This is a genomic window from Phenylobacterium sp., from assembly GCF_013822795.1.
Lineage (GTDB): Bacteria > Pseudomonadota > Alphaproteobacteria > Caulobacterales > Caulobacteraceae > Phenylobacterium.
Map to the genome: position 1 here is coordinate 1 of NZ_PNLB01000019.1, position 14,706 is coordinate 14,706.

The window sequence follows — 14,706 nt, forward strand, 5'->3', positions numbered from 1 at the left end:
CTTGGCCATCGGGATCCTGCCGGCGATTGAAATTCAGAAGGTTGGAGCGGGTAGCGGGAATCGAACCCGCATCCTCAGCTTGGAAGGCTGCTGCACTACCATTGTGCTATACCCGCCGCTGAAGGATGCGCGGGGTCGCGCCAGTCTCCTTAAAGTCACGCTCCGAGTGCGTGGTGGGGGAAGCAGGACTCGAACCTGCGAAGGCGTACGCCAGCGGATTTACAGTCCGCCCCCTTTGCCGCTCGGGACATTCCCCCAACGCGCTCGGAGCCAGATCGGAAGCCTGGACACTGCCCCCCGCCTGAGCGAAGAACCCGTCCGGCCCCCGATTTGGAGCGCGTCTTATAGTGTCCTCCCCTCGCGAACGCAACGCGCACTCGAAAGGTCCGAGAAAATCGGGCCAAAGAGCCTTCAACCGCAAGCCAGACAACGGTTCTGACGAGTGGCTGTGGGGCTGGCACGCGGTTGCAGCTGCCCTTTCCAATCGCAAAAGGAGTGCGCCGCAGCGACTCCTGGCCACTCCGGATCGGGCCAAGGAGCTCGAATCTCGATTCGGCCGGCCCAAGACGCTCGAGGTCGTCGAGTCGGCCGCCATCGGCCAGATTCTACCGCAGGGGGCCGTGCACCAGGGGATCGCTCTGCGCATCCCGCTGCTCGAGTCCGTGGCGCTCGAGGACTTCGAGGCCAAGCGCGGCGCAGTGCTGCTGATGCTGGATCAAGTCACCGACCCACAGAACGTCGGCGCCATCCTTCGTTCGGCCGCCGCATTCGGCGCCGCCGGGGTCATTCTCCAGGACCGCCACGCGCCTAAGCTCACGGGCGCGCTCGCCAAGGCGGCTGTGGGCGCCGTCGACAAGATCCCCACCGCCCACGTCGTCAACCTGTCGCGCGCCTTGGAGACTCTCGCCGACCTCGGCTGGCGGGCGATCGGTCTCGATGGTCACACCGACACCTTTCTGGACCAGGCCCTCGACGGCGGTCCGACAGTGCTGGTGCTAGGTTCTGAGGGCGAAGGTCTGCGCCGGCTGGTCTCTGAGCACTGCGACGAACTGGCGAAAATCGCCATGCCGGGCGGCTTTGAGAGTCTGAACGTGTCTGCCGCCGCTGCCGTCGCGCTCTATGAAGCCAGCCGAACCCGATCCTAGAAACAGCGATCCAAGGCGAAAGTCGCCAGCCATGCAGCTAACCGGTTGCGGACGCGCGGCGGCTGACGCATTCAAGGCTCGATGATCGAAACACTCCTCGCCCCAGGCGCCCTCGGCGCGCTCTTCTCCGTGCTGATGATCGACCTGGTTCTGGCCGGGGACAACGCCGTGGCCGTCGGGCTGGCGGCGGCCGGGCTGCCGCCCGAACAGCGGCGCAAGGCGATTCTATGGGGCCTGGCCGCCGCCGTGACCATGCGGATCGGCTTTGCCCTGATCACCGCGCAATTGCTCGGCATCGTCGGCCTGCTGTTCGCCGGCGGCCTGCTGCTGCTCTGGGTCTGCTGGAAGATGTGGCGCGAGCTGCGCGAACAGGCCGCCCATGACGAGGCCATCGCCGGCGCAGTGATGGATGCCGATCCCTCCACCGAACCGTCGCCCGACGCCGTCGCGCGCCAGCCGAAGACCTTCCGCGCCGCCTTCACCCAGATCCTGATCGCCGACCTGTCGATGTCGCTGGACAACGTGCTGGCCGTCGCCGGCGCCGCGCGCGAACATCCGGCCATCCTGGTGTTCGGGCTGCTGCTCTCCATCGCGCTGATGGGCGTGGCCGCCAGCTACATCGCCCGCCTGCTGCATAAGTACCGCTGGATCGGCTACATCGGCCTGGCCATCGTGCTTTACGTCGCCCTGCACATGATGTGGCAGGGACACCAGGACATCATCAGCGACCTTGGCTACCGCCCCTCCTACAACGCTGTGATGCCCGACTTCCTGGACATCAAGCCAGAGGCGCCGGCCCCTGCGCACTAGCCGCTTCGAAGATCGACACAGCGCCGCCGAGCCCAGGGTTCGGCGGCGTTTTTGATTCCGGCTAGACTGTCTCGGCGATCCGCCGCGTGGCCTCAGCGATCACCGCCTCGTCGCGACGATAGAACGTCCACTGCTTGATCCGCTTGGGCGCCACCAACCTGGCCTGCACCAGCAGGCGCATGTGCTCGCTGAGCGTTGGAGCGCTGACGCCTAGCTTGTCGGCGATGAACACCCCGCACACCCCATCCTCGACCAGGTCGCCATGCACCTGCGGCGGAAAATGCGCCGTCGGGTCCTTCAGCCAGTCGAGGATTTGCAGCCGGCGCTCATTGGCCAGGGCGCGGAGCAGGTCTGCGATTTCCATTTCGGCACTTTGCCAATCGACTAACTTATGTCAAGTCAGAGGCCCCTTCCCGCCTGGACGCGCAACATGGCCAGCTATCCGTTCGTCACCCTCGACGTGTTCACCGACACCCGCTTCGGCGGCAATCCGTTGGCCGTATTCACCGACGCCCGCGGCCTCACCGACGCGCAGATGCAGCTGCTCGCCGCCGAGATGAACCTCTCGGAGACGACCTTCATCCTGCCGCCGCAGGACCCGGCCAACACCGCCCGCGTGCGCATCTTCAACCGCACGGCCGAAATGCCGTTCGCCGGGCACCCGTCGGTCGGCACCGGCTGGGTGCTGTCGCAGATGGGCAAAGGCCAGACCCTGCGCCTGGAGGTCCCCGCTGGCATCGTCGAGGTCAGCATCGAGGACGGCGGCGGCGTCATCGCTGCGCCGCAAGCCTTGTCGCTCGGCGTCGAACTGCCGGTCGAGCGGATCGCCGCCTGCGCCGGCCTGACGCCCGCCGACATCGTCGTCGACGCCCACCGCCCGGTCGAAGCCACCGTCGGCGTCACCTTCGTCATCGCCCAGGTGACTCCGGAGGCGCTGGCGCGCGCCGCCCCCGACCTCTCGGCCTTCCGCCAGGCGGCGCTGGATCTGCCGGAGTTCGGCGATCGCCTGTCGCTGCACCTCTACGCCGAGGAGGCCCCCGGAAGCCTGCGCGCGCGCATGTTCGCCCCCAACTCCGGCACGGTCGAAGATCCCGCCACCGGCAGCGCCAACGCCACTCTCGCCGCGCTGCTGCTCTCACTCTGCGACGCCCCCGAAGGCGCCTGGGACATCGTGCAGGGCGTCGAGATGGGCCGGCCTTCACGGCTGCGGGCGACCGCGCGGCGCGGCGCCGACGGCGTCCGCGCCACCATCGGCGGCGGCTGCGTGCCGGTGCTGAGCGGCCAAGCCAGCGTCTGATGGCCCCGCGCAAGCCCCTCGACCTGTTCGCCTTCAGCGTCATGGTCGCTCTGTGCCTGTGCTGGGGCTTTCAGCAGATCGCCGTGAAGCTGATCGCCGCCGACATCACACCGGTGATGCAGATGGCGCTGCGCTCAGGCATGGCCGCCGTCGTGCTTGGCGCCGTCACATTCCGCAACGAGGGCCCCCGCGCCTTCGCCGACGGCACCCTGCCCGCCGGCCTGCTGGTCGGGCTGCTGTTCGGACTGGAGTTCCTGTTCATCGCCCAGGGGCTGGTGCTGACCAGCGCCTCGCACATGGTCGTCTTCCTCTACAGCGCCCCGATCTTCTCGGCGCTCGGCCTGCATCTACGGTTTCGCGAGGAGCGCCTGAAGCTGCTGCAGTGGATCGGCGTCGCCGTCGCCTTCGGCGGCATCGCCGTCTCGTTCCTCGGCGCGGGCGAGCAGGTCAGCAGCGACATGCTGATCGGCGATGCGATGGGCCTGCTGGCGGGCCTTGCCTGGGGCCTCACCACGGTCGCGATCCGCGGCTCGCGCCTGTCCGAGGCTCCGGCGGTGAAGACCCTGTTCTATCAGGTCGCCTTCGCCGGGGTGATCCTGCTCGGGATCGCCGCCCTGCGCGGCGAGACCGGGGTCAACCTGACCCCGGCGGTAGCCCTGAACCTTGGCTTCCAGACCATCGTCATCACGCTGATCAGCTACGTGATCTGGTTCTGGCTGTTGCGGAAGTACCTGGCTTCGCGGCTGTCGATCCTGTCGTTCCTGACGCCGCTGTTCGGCGTCGTCTTCAGCGTCGTGGTGCTGCACGAGCCGCTGGAGCCGGCTTTCGTCGCCGGCGCTCTGCTGGTCCTGGCCGGGATCAGCCTGGTGAGCGGGGCCGAACTGCTGCGCGACCGCTTGGGCCGCGCAGCTGTCTGAGCCGCCTTAGGCCGCGGCGTCCGGACCGCCGAAGCGCTCCAGCCACTCGGCGACCTGCTCGTTCTCGACCTTCTTGAACAAAACCTCCGGCGCGGCGACCGGCCGGCCAGCGGGCAGGATGTCGAGGATCGCCCCGCCCTGCGCGCTCGGCCAGGCCGCCGGATAGACCTCGCCCACCGCCAGCGCGATCTTCTCACAGGCGAACGGGATGAACGGCTCGGACACCTTGGCGAACAAGGCGACCAGGTTCAGGCCGGTGCGCACCACCACCGCGGCGCGCTCGACGTCGGTCTTGATCGCCGTCCACGGGGCCGCTTCGGTAAGATACTGGTTGCCCAGCACCCAAAGCTGCCGAAGAGCGGTGGTCGACTTGCGGAATTCCCGCGCCTCCATGAACTCGGTCAGCTCGGCGAGCTTGGCGTTCACGTCGGCGTAGAGCTTGGTCTCCAGGTCGCCCGGCTCGCCGCCGGCCGGAGCCACGCCCTCGAAGCGCGCCTCGGTGAACTTCAGGATTCGATTGACGAAATTGCCCAGCACGTCGGCCAGGTCGGCGTTCACCTGCGCCTGGAACTGTTCCCAGGTGAAGGTCGAGTCCGAGGTCTCCGGCGTGTTCGCCGTCACCCACCAGCGCCAGTAGTCGGCCGGCAGCAGTTCCAGCGCGTGGTCCATGAACACGCCGCGCTTCTGCGAGGTCGAGAACTTGCCGCCGTAATAGTCCAGCCAATTGAAGCCCTTGAGCTGGTCGACCAGCTTCCAGGGGGCGTTGTTCACGACCTTCCAGGAACCGTCCGCCCCGAGCGTCTCGTTGATCCCGATCAGCGTGCAGGGGAACCCGACCGTGTGGAACGGCACGTTGTCCTTGCCCATGAATTCCACATAGGTCACGTCCGCCGCCTCGGACCCGCGCCACCAGCGCTCCCACTCGGCGTCTTGGGCGGGGCCCTTGCCGGCCTCGGCCGCGCGGGCGTCGGCCCACTCCCAGGTCGCGGCGATATACTCGATCGGCGCGTCGAACCAGACGTAGAACACCTTGCCGGCCAAGCCCTCGACGTCAGGCGTCTGGCCTTCCGGGTTCGCGCCCCACTCGAAGGCGTTGACCGGCACGCCCCACTCCAGGTCGCGGGTGATGCCGCGGTCCTGCAGCCCTTCGTCCAGCCACTTCAGGGCGATCGAGGTGACCAGCAGCGGCCACTCGCCCTTCTTGCCGTCGATCCAGGCCCGCAGCTTGTCGGAGAACAGGCTCTGGCGCAGGAACAGGTGCTTGGAGTCGCGGATCTCGATGTCTTCCGAGCCCGACACCGCCGAGCGCGGCTTGATCAGGTCGGCGGGATCCAGCACTCGCGTGCAGTTCTCGCACTGGTCGCCACGAGCGGCGGTGTAGCCGCAGTGCGGGCAGGTGCCGATCACGTAGCGATCCGGCAGGAAGCGCTTGTCGGCGTTCGAATAGACCTGTTGCGTGACGCGCTCCTCGATGAAGCCCGCCTCCCACAGCTGCTGGGCGAACCGCTGAGTGAGCTTGTGATTCTGCGGCGAGGACGAACGGCCGAAGTGGTCCCACGACAGGCCGAACTTGCGGCCCAGGTCGTGCTGCACGTCGTGTTGCTGGGCGCAGAAGGTCGCCGGATCAAGACCGGCCTCGGCCGCGGCCAACTCGGTGGGCGTACCGTGCTCGTCGGTCGCGCAGATGTAGAGGGTCTCGCGGCCGCGGGCGCGCTGGAACCGCGCATAGACGTCGGCCGGCAGCATGGACCCCGCAAGCGTCCCCAAGTGCTTGATCCCGTTGATGTAGGGCAAGGCCGAGGTGATGAGGATGCGGGACATGGCTTCTCTCGTAATGAGGAGGGAGCGCGGCTTATAGGGCGCAGGGTCGGTTCGTGAAAGCGCTAGAGCGGCCCCTTGAAGATGAAGACGGCGCCCGCGGCGATCAGCGCGAAGCCGATCATATGGTTCAACGTGAACCGCTCGCCCAGATAGGTGATCGAAAACACCGCGAACACGGCCAGGGTGATCACCTCCTGCATCGTCTTGAGTTCGGCCGGTGAATAGACCTCGCGGCCGATGCGATTGGCCGGCACCGCCAGGCAGTATTCGAAAAAGGCGATTCCCCAACTGACCAGCACCAGCAGCCAGATGGGCCGGTGCTCGACCTTCAGATGCCCGTACCAGGCGAAGGTCATGAAGATGTTGGAGGCGACGAGCAGCAGGATCGGGGCGATCATCGCCATCGAGGTAGGCATCGGAAGCGCTCCTTGCGCATTAGCACTTAAAATCTGTCGGCTTGGCCCTATAAGCTGCCCTTCGGGCAAGTTGGAGAGTGGGCATGTGGACGAAGGCGCTGGGCACGGCTGCTGTCCTGGCTATGAGCGTGACGCTGGCCGCCTGCGGCCAGGGCGGCGGCGCGGCCAAGGAGCAAACCCTCAAGATCTATAACTGGTCGGACTATATCGATCCGCAGATCCTCGCCGATTTCACCAAGGAAACCGGGATCAAGGTCCAGTACGACACCTTCGATTCCAACGAGATCCTGGAGACCAAGGTCCTGCAGGGCAACACCGGCTACGACATCGTCGCGCCGTCAAACCACAACATCCCCCGCTACATCATCGCGGGCGCGATCGCTCCGCTCGACAAGTCCAAGCTGCCGAACAACAAGAACCTGTGGCCCGATATCATGAGCCACATGGAGCCCTTCGATCCGGGCCAGAAGTACACTGTCCCCTACATGTGGGGCACCATCGGCATCGGCTACAACGTCAAGGAAGTGGCCAAGCGCCTGCCGGGCGTGAACATCGACAGCTGGTCGGTGGTGTTCGATCCGGCCAACCTCGCCAAGCTCAAGGATTGCGGCGTCTACTATCTCGACGCGTCCGAGGACATGTACGCCGTCGCCCTGAACTATCTGGGCAAGGATCCCAATTCCAAGAACGTCGCCGACTATCAGGCCGCCACCGACATGATGGTCAAGGCGCGCCCGTTCATCCGCAAGTTCCACTCCTCGGAATACGTCGAGGCCCTGGCCAACGGCGACATCTGCGTGGCGGTCGGCTACTCGGGCGACATCCTCCAGGCCAAGACCCGGGCTGAAGAAGCCAAGAACGGCGTCGAACTGGCCTATGTCATTCCCAAGGAAGGCAGCCAGGTCTGGTTCGACGTGTTCGCCATCCCCGCTGACGCGCCCAACCCGACCGCGGCCTACAAATTCCTCGACTACATGCTGCGGCCGGAGGTCATCGCCAAGGCGTCGAACTACACCCAGTACGCCAACGCCAATCTGCCGGCGACGCCGATGGTCGACGCCTCGGTGCGAGGCGATCCGAACGTCTATCCGACGCCTGACCTCTTCAAGCGTCTGTTCGTGACCACCACCAAGGACCAGGCCCTGCTGCGCGAAGTCACGCGCATGTGGACCCGCGTGCAGACCGGCCAGTAGGAAGCGGTAGATGACCGAACGCAGCCGCCCGCGCCTGAACATCGGCGCGGTCCGTTCGACCTTCGCGCCCTGGGCCGATCCCACGGCCAAGCCCCTGGTGCGCTTCGAAAACGTCGTGAAGCGGTTCGACGGCGAGACCGCCGTCAACGGCGTCTCGCTCGACATCTACCCCGGCGAGTTCTTCGCCCTGCTCGGCCCATCCGGCTGCGGCAAGACTACGCTCATGCGTCTGCTGGCCGGCTTCGAGACACCGGACGAGGGCCGCGTGCTGTTGGCGGGCGAGGATCTGGCCGGCAAACGCCCGCACGAGCGGCCGGTCAACATGATGTTCCAGTCCTACGCGCTGTTCCCCCACCTGAGCGTGGAACGGAACATCGCCTTCGGGCTGAAGCAGCAGGGCATGCCCAAGGACGAGATCGCCGCCCGCGTGAGCGAGATGCTCTCGCTGGTGCGTCTCGACGGCCTGGCCAAGCGCAAGCCGCACCAGCTGTCCGGCGGTCAGCGCCAGCGCGTCGCCCTTGCCCGCGCGATCGCCCCGCGCCCGAAAATGTTGCTGCTCGACGAGCCGCTGGCCGCGCTCGACAAGAAGCTGCGCGAGGAGACCCAATGGGAGCTGATGGCCCTGCAGCAGCAGTTGGGCATGACCTTCCTGATCGTCACCCACGACCAGGAAGAGGCCATGGTCACCGCCGACCGCATCGCGGTGATGCGCTCGGGCCAGATCGTGCAGATGGGCCGTCCCGCCGACGTCTACGAGGCGCCCAACTCGCGCTACGTGGCTGACTTCATCGGCGACGTGAACATCTTCGAGGGCGTGGCCGAGCATGCCGATGGACTCTCCGTGCGCCTGGCCAGCGCCGAGTCCCCCCAAGGTTTCGACATCGTCGAGGACGACCGCATCCCGCTCGGTTCGACCGCCTGGCTCGCCGTGCGGCCGGAAAAGATTCTGGTCCATCTGGACGAGCCGCCGCCCGGTCCCAACCGCATGGCCGGCAAGGTGGCCGATATCGGCTATCTCGGCGACTGGACGACCTATCTGGTCGAATTGGAAAGCGGCCGTACGATCCGCGCGGCCCGCGCCAACGCCACGCGCTTCGTCGACCGCCCCGTCGACTGGGACGACCAGGTCTGGCTGACCTTCGCCCGCGATGCGGGCGTGGTGCTGACCCAGTGAAGGCCCGCCGCGACCGGACGAGCCTGACGGCGCTGGCGCCGTTCCTCTGGCTCGGCCTGTTCTTCCTGTTCCCGTTCCTGTTGGTGGCCAAGCTGTCGCTGTCGGAGACGGCCCTGGCCATGCCGCCCTACGCGCCGCGCCTGGATTGGTCGCAGGGCATCGCTGGGCTGAAGGCCTTCCTGGCCGGCCTCGACTTTGAAACCTACGCCCGGCTGCCGACCGACCGGCTCTATGTCGTCGCCTACCTCTCCAGCCTGAAGTTCGCAGGCGTCGCCACCTTCATCCTGCTGCTGCTCGGCTATCCCCTGGCCTATGCAATGGCGCGCTGCACGCCCTCGGTGCGTAGGGCGCTGCTGATGGCGGTGATCCTGCCGTTCTGGACCAGCTTCCTGATCCGGGTCTACGCGCTGATCGGCATCCTCAAGCCGGAGGGCCTGCTGAACGTCGCCCTGCGCGCCGTCGGCCTTGGACCGGTCTCGTTGCTCAACACCGACACCGCCATCTACATCGGCCTAGTCTACGCCTACCTGCCGTTCATGGTGCTGCCGCTCTATGCGGTGCTCGAGCGCCAGCAGCACGACCTGCTGGAAGCGGCCGCCGACCTCGGTTGCACCCCGCTCGAAGCGTTCTGGCGCGTGACCTTCCCGCTCTCCCTGCCCGGCGTGGCCGCCGGCTCTCTGCTCTGCTTCATCCCGATGGTCGGCGAGTTCGTGATCCCCGACCTGCTTGGGGGATCCTCGACGCTGATGCTCGGCAAGACCATCTGGACCGAATTCTTCGCAAACCGCGATTGGCCCGCCGCCTCGGCGGTGGCGATCGTGCTGCTGTTCACCCTGGTGATCCCGATCGTGCTCTACCAGCGCCAGCAGGCCAAGCTGACGGAGCTCGGGCGATGAAGCGCGGGCTGACGGGCTTCAACATCGCCGCTCTCGTCGTCGGGTTCGGGTTCCTCTACCTGCCGATCGTCCTGCTCGTGATCTACTCGTTCAACGCCAGCCGGCTGGTGACGGTGTGGGGCGGGTTCTCGACCCGCTGGTACGCGTCGCTGTTCCGCAACGAGCAACTGCTGGACGCGATCTGGGTGACCTTCCGGGTCGGGCTGATTTCGGCGACCATCGCCACCATCCTCGGCACGCTGGCGGCCATCGCCCTCGTCCGGGCGAGACATTTCCGCGGCCGCACGGTCTTCTCGGGCATGGTGTTCGCGCCGCTGGTCATGCCCGAGGTGATCCTCGGCCTGTCGCTGCTGCTGCTGTTCGTCTCGCTCGGCATGCCGCGCGGCTTCTGGACCGTGACCGTGAGCCACGCGACCATCACCATGTGCTACGCCTGCGTGGTCATCCAGGCGCGGCTCGCAGCCTTCGACCAGCAGCTCGAAGAGGCGGCCCAGGATCTGGGCTGCCCGCCGATCAAGTCATTCTTCCTGGTCACCCTGCCCAACATCGCCCCGGCCGTGGCGGCGGCCTGGATGCTGGCTTTCACGCTCTCCCTCGATGACCTGGTGATCGCCAGCTTCACCTCGGGGCCTGGGGCGACCACCCTGCCGATGCGGATCTACAGCCAGGTGCGCCTGGGGGTCAGCCCAGAGATCAACGCCGTCTCGACCCTGCTGATCGGACTGGTCGCCACCGGCGTTATCGCCGTCTATCTCTTCCAGCTGCGCCGCAAGACTGACGACTAATCCGCCGTGTTGAGCCGCTCCGCGCGGGCCGAGAGATAGGCATAGAGCGCTGCGACCTCGGCCGGCGTGAAGACCTTGGAGTCCGACCGGGCCACCAGGGTCATGATCCCCAGATGCCGCCCCCCCGGCGGAACCCCGGTCCGCATCAGCGTGTCGAACGCCTCTGCGTCATAGGCGCCGACCACCCGCAGGTCCGGACCGCCCTCGACGTCGTCGCCGCCCAGGTCTGCCCCATGACACTCCGAGCAGACCGTGCGGGCGATGTGCCGCCCCGCCGCCAGCTCAGGGCCCAGGTCAATCGCCGGCGTCACCCGCGCGCGCGCCACCCGCCGTGGCTCGTCCAACGCCCCGGTCATCACCGCCCAGCGGGCTCTCCAGCCCGCGCTCTCCGGCGGCGTCGGCGCGCCGGCCGGCTGGTGCGAGCGTACGAAGGCCAGCACCGCCGCCAATTCCTCCGACGTCAGGTGCATAAGAGTCTGCGCCGGCATCCCCCACAGCGCTCGCCCGTCGTTGGGCCGAACGCCCTGGCGAATGGCCTGGGCCAGTTGCTCATCACTGTAGCGCGCCGCCGCCAGGGTCAGGTTCGGCGCATGGTTGCGCACCAGCCGCGGGTTCGGATTGTAGACCTTCCCCTGCAGATCGGCCCCATGGCAGCTGGTGCAGCCGTAGAGCTTGCTGAGCCGCCGCCCCTCGACCACCGCATGCGCGGGAGCGGCCTGGGCGACCTCAGGCGCAAGCGGGTAGCGACGGGTGATCCGCACCTCGCTCCAGATCCACAGGGCGACAACCACCAAGGTCGTCAGCGCGATCGCGCCCAGGAGGATCGAGACGAGCGTTCGCCCCACGCGCGGTCCTCTAGAGCGGCGCCACGCGGTCGAACCAGGGCCGAGTCTGTTCCAGCTGGCCGGCCAGTCGGAACAACAACGCCTCCTCGCCCATTCGCCCGACGAACTGGATGCCTATCGGCAGACCACCCTGGCTCCAGGCGAGCGGCACGGTCATCGCCGGCTGGCCAGTGTTGTTGAACGCCTGGGTGTTGGGCATGAACTTGAACAGCCGCTTGGTGTACTCGTGCGGGTTCTCGGTCAGATGCCCGACCGGAATCGCCGGACTGCCCAGCGTCGAGAGCAGCAGCACGTCGTACTGCTGAAACAGCCCCGCCATCGCCCGCCCATAGGCGTGGATCGCCGCCAGCCCGCGGACATAGGCCGCGCCGGAGATCTGCTTGCCGCGTTGGTACATCAGCCAGGTCAGCATTTCGACGTCGCCATCGGCGACGGGCCGTCCGCGACGCTCGCCCTCGGCGTCCAGGGTCGCGGCGATGCTGGCGGCGATCACGTCTCCGGCCCCCTGCTGCATGGCGGCTAGGTCGCCCGGCACATGCACTTCCTCGACCATGTGACCGAGGCCCTCGCACAGCTTGGCGGCGTCGAGCACCGCGGCGGCGCACTCGGGATCGAGCCCGTCAGACGCCAGCGCCGCGGTGGTGAAGCCGATGGCCAGCTTGCCGGGGTCGCGCCTCACCTCCTCGGCGAACGGTCGCTCGGGCGGCGCCAGGAAGTAGGGATCGCCAGGCTGCGGCTGGCACACCGCATCCAGCAGGGCGGCGCTGTCGCGCACCGAGCGCGTCACCGCGTGCTGGATCGAGGCCCCGCCCCATCCCTCGCCCATCGGCGCGAACGAGACCCGTCCGCGCGAGGGCTTCATGCCGAACAGGCCGCAGGCCGAGGCCGGCGTACGGATCGACCCGCCGCCGTCGCTGGCATGCGCCGCCGGTACGATGCCCGCCGCCACCGCTGCGGCCGCCCCGCCCGACGATCCGCCTGGCGTGCGGCTCGTGTCCCAGGGATTGCGGCAGACGCCCAGCAGCGCCGGCTCGGTCACCGGCATCAGGCCGAACTCAGGCGTGTTGGTCTTGCCGAACAGCACCAGTCCGGCGTCCTTGTAGGCGGTGGTGATGGCGCTGTCGGCGGCCGCCGTCGCATCGCGGAACACCGCCGACCCCGCCGTGGTCGGCGAGCCGGCCAATTGCGCGCCCAGATCCTTCAGCAGGAACGGCACCCCTGCCATCGGACCGCCCCACAGGTCGCGCTTGACGTCCTGGCGGCCCCATTCGGTCAGGTCCATCGTGACGGCGTTGATCTTCGGATTGACCGCCGCCATCCGCGCCACTGCCGTCTCTAGCAGCTCCGAGGGGCTCACCTCGCCACTCGACACCAGTCCGGCCAGACCCACGGCGTCGTGCTTGCGGTACTCTTCAAAGTTCATGGCGCGCTCCCTGCTTTGCCGCAGGTGACCATAGGCGCGCGCCTATTCCAACCTTAGGAGACCGGGCGATCGCCTTAGTGGCGCATGCCGACGTGCTCGATGACGGCGCCGCGCATGGAATGGGTCTGCTGGATCGGCAGTCCGGTCGTTTCGAACTGGGTTTTCAACTGGGTCTTGCGCGCCAGCATACGGTCGCCCAGCGCGTCCATGTCCAGGCCGGCCTGCCGCGCCTGGGCGAACATGCCCTCCGAGCGCATCTCCTCCTCATGGACGTGGTGACGGATCTCCTCCGACAGCACCTTGACCTTGGCGTCGTAGAACGCCTCGTTCGGCGCGGCGTCCGACAGCTCGGCGATCATCAGCTTGGCCCCGTCGTGCTCGACATAGGCCTCGTCCAGCGTGCTGTCCTCGATCTTGCCGCGACAGGCGGGATAGAAGATCTCCTCCTCGATCATCGTGTGGACCGTCAGGTCGACGCAGATCTGGTGGACAATCGCGGCCTTGCGCACGGCGCCGCGGGCCTTCTTGAAATCTTCGAACAGGGCCTCGACCGCACGGTGGTCGGCCTTGAGCAGAGCGATGGCGTCGGGGGCGGCCATGGGTCTCTCCTGGATTTACTTCCAGCTTCAACCCGCGCTCGCGCCCGCTGTTCCGTCAGTCCTCGGCGATCTCGCTGTGCTTCTGAGTGTCGCGCATCCGCAGGTATGTGATGAGCGAGACGCCAATCATGCCGGTGACGTACCAGTAGAAGCCGCTCTCCATGCCCTGGGCCTTGAACCACAGCGCGACGTATTCGGCGGTGCCGCCGAAGATGGTGTTGGCCAGCGCGTAGGGCAGCGCCACGCCCAGCGCCCGGATATGGGCGGGGAACAACTCGGCCTTCACCACCGCGTTGATCGAGGTGTAGCCGGTGACGATGATCAGCGCGCCCAGCACGATGGCGAAGGCCACCACCGGGTCGCTGGTCTTCGAGAGGGTCGTGAAGATCAGATAGGTGAAGGCCACGCCCAGCACGCCGAACGCGATCATCAGCGGCTTGCGCCCGATCTTGTCCGACAGCGCCCCGGCCGCCGGCTGGATCAGCATGTAGACGAACAGCGCCGCGGCGCTGATCGCGGTCGCCGTCTCGCGGCTGAAGCCCGAGGTGTTGACCAGGAATTTCTGCATGTAGGTCGAGTAGGCGTAGAAGGCGAGCGTGCCGCCCGCCGTCAGCGCGATGACCGTGAACGCCTGCCGCGGATAGTGCTTGAACAGGGCGAACCCGCTCGACTTGGGCGCATCGCTCGCCTGGGCGTTCTTGAACGACTCCGTCTCCGCCAAGCCGCGGCGCAGGTAGAACACCACGACCGCCAGCGCTCCGCCGATCACGAACGGGATCCGCCAGCCCCAGGCCTCGAGGTCCGGCTCCGGTAGGATCGCCTGCAGCAGCAGCAGCACCAGCAGGGCCAGCAGTTGGCCCGAGATCAGCGTCACGTACTGGAAGGACGAGAAGAAGCCGCGGCGCTGCTTGCCGGCCATCTCGCTCAGATAGGTCGCGCTGGCCCCGTACTCGCCGCCGACGCTCAGCCCCTGCATGAGGCGGGCAAGCACCAACAGCGCCGGCGCGATCCAGCCGATCTGATCGTAGCCGGGGGTCAGCGCGATCAGCAGCGAGCCGGCGCACATCAGCGACACCGACAGCGTCAGGCCCGCCTTGCGACCCTTGCGGTCGGAATAGACGCCCATGATCCAGGCCCCGATGGGCCGCATCAGGAAGCCGACCGCGAACACCGCCGCCGCATTCAGCAGCTGCGCCGTGCGGTCGCCGGCCGGGAAGAAGATCGGAGCAAAATAGAGGGTGAAGGCGGAATAGACGTACCAGTCGTACCACTCGACCAGGTTGCCCGTGGATCCGCCGATGATCGACTTCAGTCGATGCCGGCGGTCGGCGGCTGCGCTGTCGGCCATAAAGCCCCTCCCCCTGGGGAATCAAAACAATCGGCCG

General features: G+C 67.2%; 15 protein-coding genes and 2 tRNA genes. 8 read left to right on the forward strand and 9 right to left on the reverse strand.

What is annotated here, in order from left to right; translation table 11 throughout:
• Positions 1-42: 42 nt before the first annotated feature.
• Positions 43-116: transfer RNA gene (locus tag C0481_RS16500), tRNA-Gly, on the reverse strand.
• Between the two features lie 55 nt (positions 117-171).
• Positions 172-257: transfer RNA gene (locus tag C0481_RS16505), tRNA-Tyr, on the reverse strand.
• Positions 258-446: 189 nt separating this feature from the next.
• On the opposite strand from C0481_RS16505, the gene rlmB reads away from it, so the two are divergent.
• Positions 447-1,145 carry a 23S rRNA (guanosine(2251)-2'-O)-methyltransferase RlmB gene (rlmB, locus tag C0481_RS16510; protein WP_293405984.1) on the forward strand — a complete coding sequence of 233 codons (699 nt, stop codon included), beginning with the start codon at positions 447-449 and terminating at the stop codon, positions 1,143-1,145.
• An 81-nt stretch (positions 1,146-1,226) separates the two neighbouring features.
• Positions 1,227-1,955, forward strand: coding sequence for a TerC family protein (locus C0481_RS16515; protein ID WP_293405790.1), 729 nt, complete (start codon positions 1,227-1,229; stop codon positions 1,953-1,955).
• Between the two features lie 61 nt (positions 1,956-2,016).
• Here C0481_RS16515 and C0481_RS16520 read toward each other — a convergent pair whose 3' ends face one another.
• Positions 2,017-2,319 (reverse strand): ArsR family transcriptional regulator, encoded by a 303-nt coding sequence (locus C0481_RS16520; protein WP_293405792.1) that lies wholly within the window; start codon positions 2,317-2,319, stop codon positions 2,017-2,019.
• 66 nt (positions 2,320-2,385) lie between these two features.
• Here C0481_RS16520 and C0481_RS16525 point away from each other — a divergent pair, with 66 nt between their 5' ends.
• Together C0481_RS16525 and C0481_RS16530 are read left to right on the forward strand one after the other, a co-directional pair.
• Positions 2,386-3,252 carry a PhzF family phenazine biosynthesis protein gene (locus C0481_RS16525; RefSeq protein WP_293405794.1) on the forward strand — a complete coding sequence of 289 codons (867 nt, stop codon included), beginning with the start codon at positions 2,386-2,388 and terminating at the stop codon, positions 3,250-3,252.
• Positions 3,252-4,169 (forward strand): DMT family transporter, encoded by a 918-nt coding sequence (locus C0481_RS16530; protein WP_293405796.1) that lies wholly within the window; start codon positions 3,252-3,254, stop codon positions 4,167-4,169. The genes C0481_RS16525 and C0481_RS16530 overlap by 1 nt, the downstream gene beginning before the upstream one ends.
• Before the next feature lie 6 nt (positions 4,170-4,175).
• Here the strand turns inward: C0481_RS16530 and metG are convergent, their stop codons facing one another.
• Together metG and C0481_RS16540 are read right to left on the reverse strand one after the other, a co-directional pair.
• On the reverse strand, positions 4,176-5,990 hold the full coding sequence (metG, locus tag C0481_RS16535) for a methionine--tRNA ligase (protein WP_293405798.1): 1,815 nt from the start codon (positions 5,988-5,990) through the stop codon (positions 4,176-4,178).
• Between the two features lie 62 nt (positions 5,991-6,052).
• Positions 6,053-6,406: a DMT family protein gene (locus C0481_RS16540; RefSeq protein WP_267233820.1), complete on the reverse strand. Its 354-nt coding sequence runs from the start codon at positions 6,404-6,406 to the stop codon at positions 6,053-6,055.
• Positions 6,407-6,489: 83 nt separating this feature from the next.
• Between C0481_RS16540 and C0481_RS16545 the strand changes: the two genes are divergently transcribed.
• The 4 genes from C0481_RS16545 to C0481_RS16560 are packed head-to-tail and all read left to right on the forward strand — an operon-like array spanning position 6,490 to position 10,454.
• Entirely contained in the window at positions 6,490-7,599 is a 1,110-nt protein-coding gene (locus C0481_RS16545; protein ID WP_293405801.1) for a polyamine ABC transporter substrate-binding protein, read from the forward strand.
• A 10-nt stretch (positions 7,600-7,609) separates the two neighbouring features.
• Positions 7,610-8,773, forward strand: a complete 1,164-nt coding sequence (locus C0481_RS16550) for an ABC transporter ATP-binding protein (RefSeq protein ID WP_293405803.1) — start codon at positions 7,610-7,612, stop codon at positions 8,771-8,773.
• Positions 8,770-9,669, forward strand: a complete 900-nt coding sequence (locus tag C0481_RS16555; protein ID WP_293405805.1) for an ABC transporter permease subunit — start codon at positions 8,770-8,772, stop codon at positions 9,667-9,669. The genes C0481_RS16550 and C0481_RS16555 overlap by 4 nt, the downstream gene beginning before the upstream one ends.
• Positions 9,666-10,454 (forward strand): ABC transporter permease, encoded by a 789-nt coding sequence (locus C0481_RS16560; protein WP_293405807.1) that lies wholly within the window; start codon positions 9,666-9,668, stop codon positions 10,452-10,454. The genes C0481_RS16555 and C0481_RS16560 overlap by 4 nt, the downstream gene beginning before the upstream one ends.
• On the opposite strand, the gene C0481_RS16565 is transcribed toward C0481_RS16560, so the two are convergent.
• From C0481_RS16565 to C0481_RS16580, 4 genes are all read right to left on the reverse strand, one after another.
• Positions 10,451-11,299 (reverse strand): cytochrome c, encoded by an 849-nt coding sequence (locus tag C0481_RS16565; RefSeq protein ID WP_293405810.1) that lies wholly within the window; start codon positions 11,297-11,299, stop codon positions 10,451-10,453. The two genes, C0481_RS16560 and C0481_RS16565, sit on opposite strands and share 4 nt — an antisense overlap.
• Positions 11,300-11,309: 10 nt before the next feature.
• Complete coding sequence (locus C0481_RS16570) at positions 11,310-12,722, reverse strand: amidase (protein WP_293405812.1); 1,413 nt, start codon at positions 12,720-12,722, stop codon at positions 11,310-11,312.
• 74 nt (positions 12,723-12,796) lie between these two features.
• On the reverse strand, positions 12,797-13,321 hold the full coding sequence (locus tag C0481_RS16575) for a hemerythrin domain-containing protein (RefSeq protein ID WP_293405814.1): 525 nt from the start codon (positions 13,319-13,321) through the stop codon (positions 12,797-12,799).
• A 55-nt stretch (positions 13,322-13,376) separates the two neighbouring features.
• The gene (locus C0481_RS16580; protein WP_293405817.1) at positions 13,377-14,669 is read right to left on the reverse strand and encodes an MFS transporter; all 1,293 of its coding nucleotides are present in this window, start codon (positions 14,667-14,669) and stop codon (positions 13,377-13,379) included.
• Positions 14,670-14,706 lie beyond the last annotated feature (37 nt).

Excerpts from the sequence above, each read along its gene's own strand:
- C0481_RS16560 (WP_293405807.1), top strand. The coding sequence starts at position 9,666 with ATGAAGCGCGGGCTGACGGGCTTCAACATCGCCGCTCTCGTCGTCGGG.
- C0481_RS16575 (WP_293405814.1), bottom strand. The coding sequence starts at position 13,321 with ATGGCCGCCCCCGACGCCATCGCTCTGCTCAAGGCCGACCACCGTGCG.
- C0481_RS16545 (WP_293405801.1), top strand. The coding sequence starts at position 6,490 with ATGTGGACGAAGGCGCTGGGCACGGCTGCTGTCCTGGCTATGAGCGTG.
- C0481_RS16515 (WP_293405790.1), top strand. The coding sequence starts at position 1,227 with ATGATCGAAACACTCCTCGCCCCAGGCGCCCTCGGCGCGCTCTTCTCC.
- C0481_RS16570 (WP_293405812.1), bottom strand. The coding sequence starts at position 12,722 with ATGAACTTTGAAGAGTACCGCAAGCACGACGCCGTGGGTCTGGCCGGA.
- C0481_RS16540 (WP_267233820.1), bottom strand. The coding sequence starts at position 6,406 with ATGCCTACCTCGATGGCGATGATCGCCCCGATCCTGCTGCTCGTCGCC.
- C0481_RS16530 (WP_293405796.1), top strand. The coding sequence starts at position 3,252 with ATGGCCCCGCGCAAGCCCCTCGACCTGTTCGCCTTCAGCGTCATGGTC.
- C0481_RS16520 (WP_293405792.1), bottom strand. The coding sequence starts at position 2,319 with ATGGAAATCGCAGACCTGCTCCGCGCCCTGGCCAATGAGCGCCGGCTG.
- C0481_RS16525 (WP_293405794.1), top strand. The coding sequence starts at position 2,386 with ATGGCCAGCTATCCGTTCGTCACCCTCGACGTGTTCACCGACACCCGC.
- C0481_RS16580 (WP_293405817.1), bottom strand. The coding sequence starts at position 14,669 with ATGGCCGACAGCGCAGCCGCCGACCGCCGGCATCGACTGAAGTCGATC.
- C0481_RS16550 (WP_293405803.1), top strand. The coding sequence starts at position 7,610 with ATGACCGAACGCAGCCGCCCGCGCCTGAACATCGGCGCGGTCCGTTCG.
- metG (WP_293405798.1), bottom strand. The coding sequence starts at position 5,990 with ATGTCCCGCATCCTCATCACCTCGGCCTTGCCCTACATCAACGGGATC.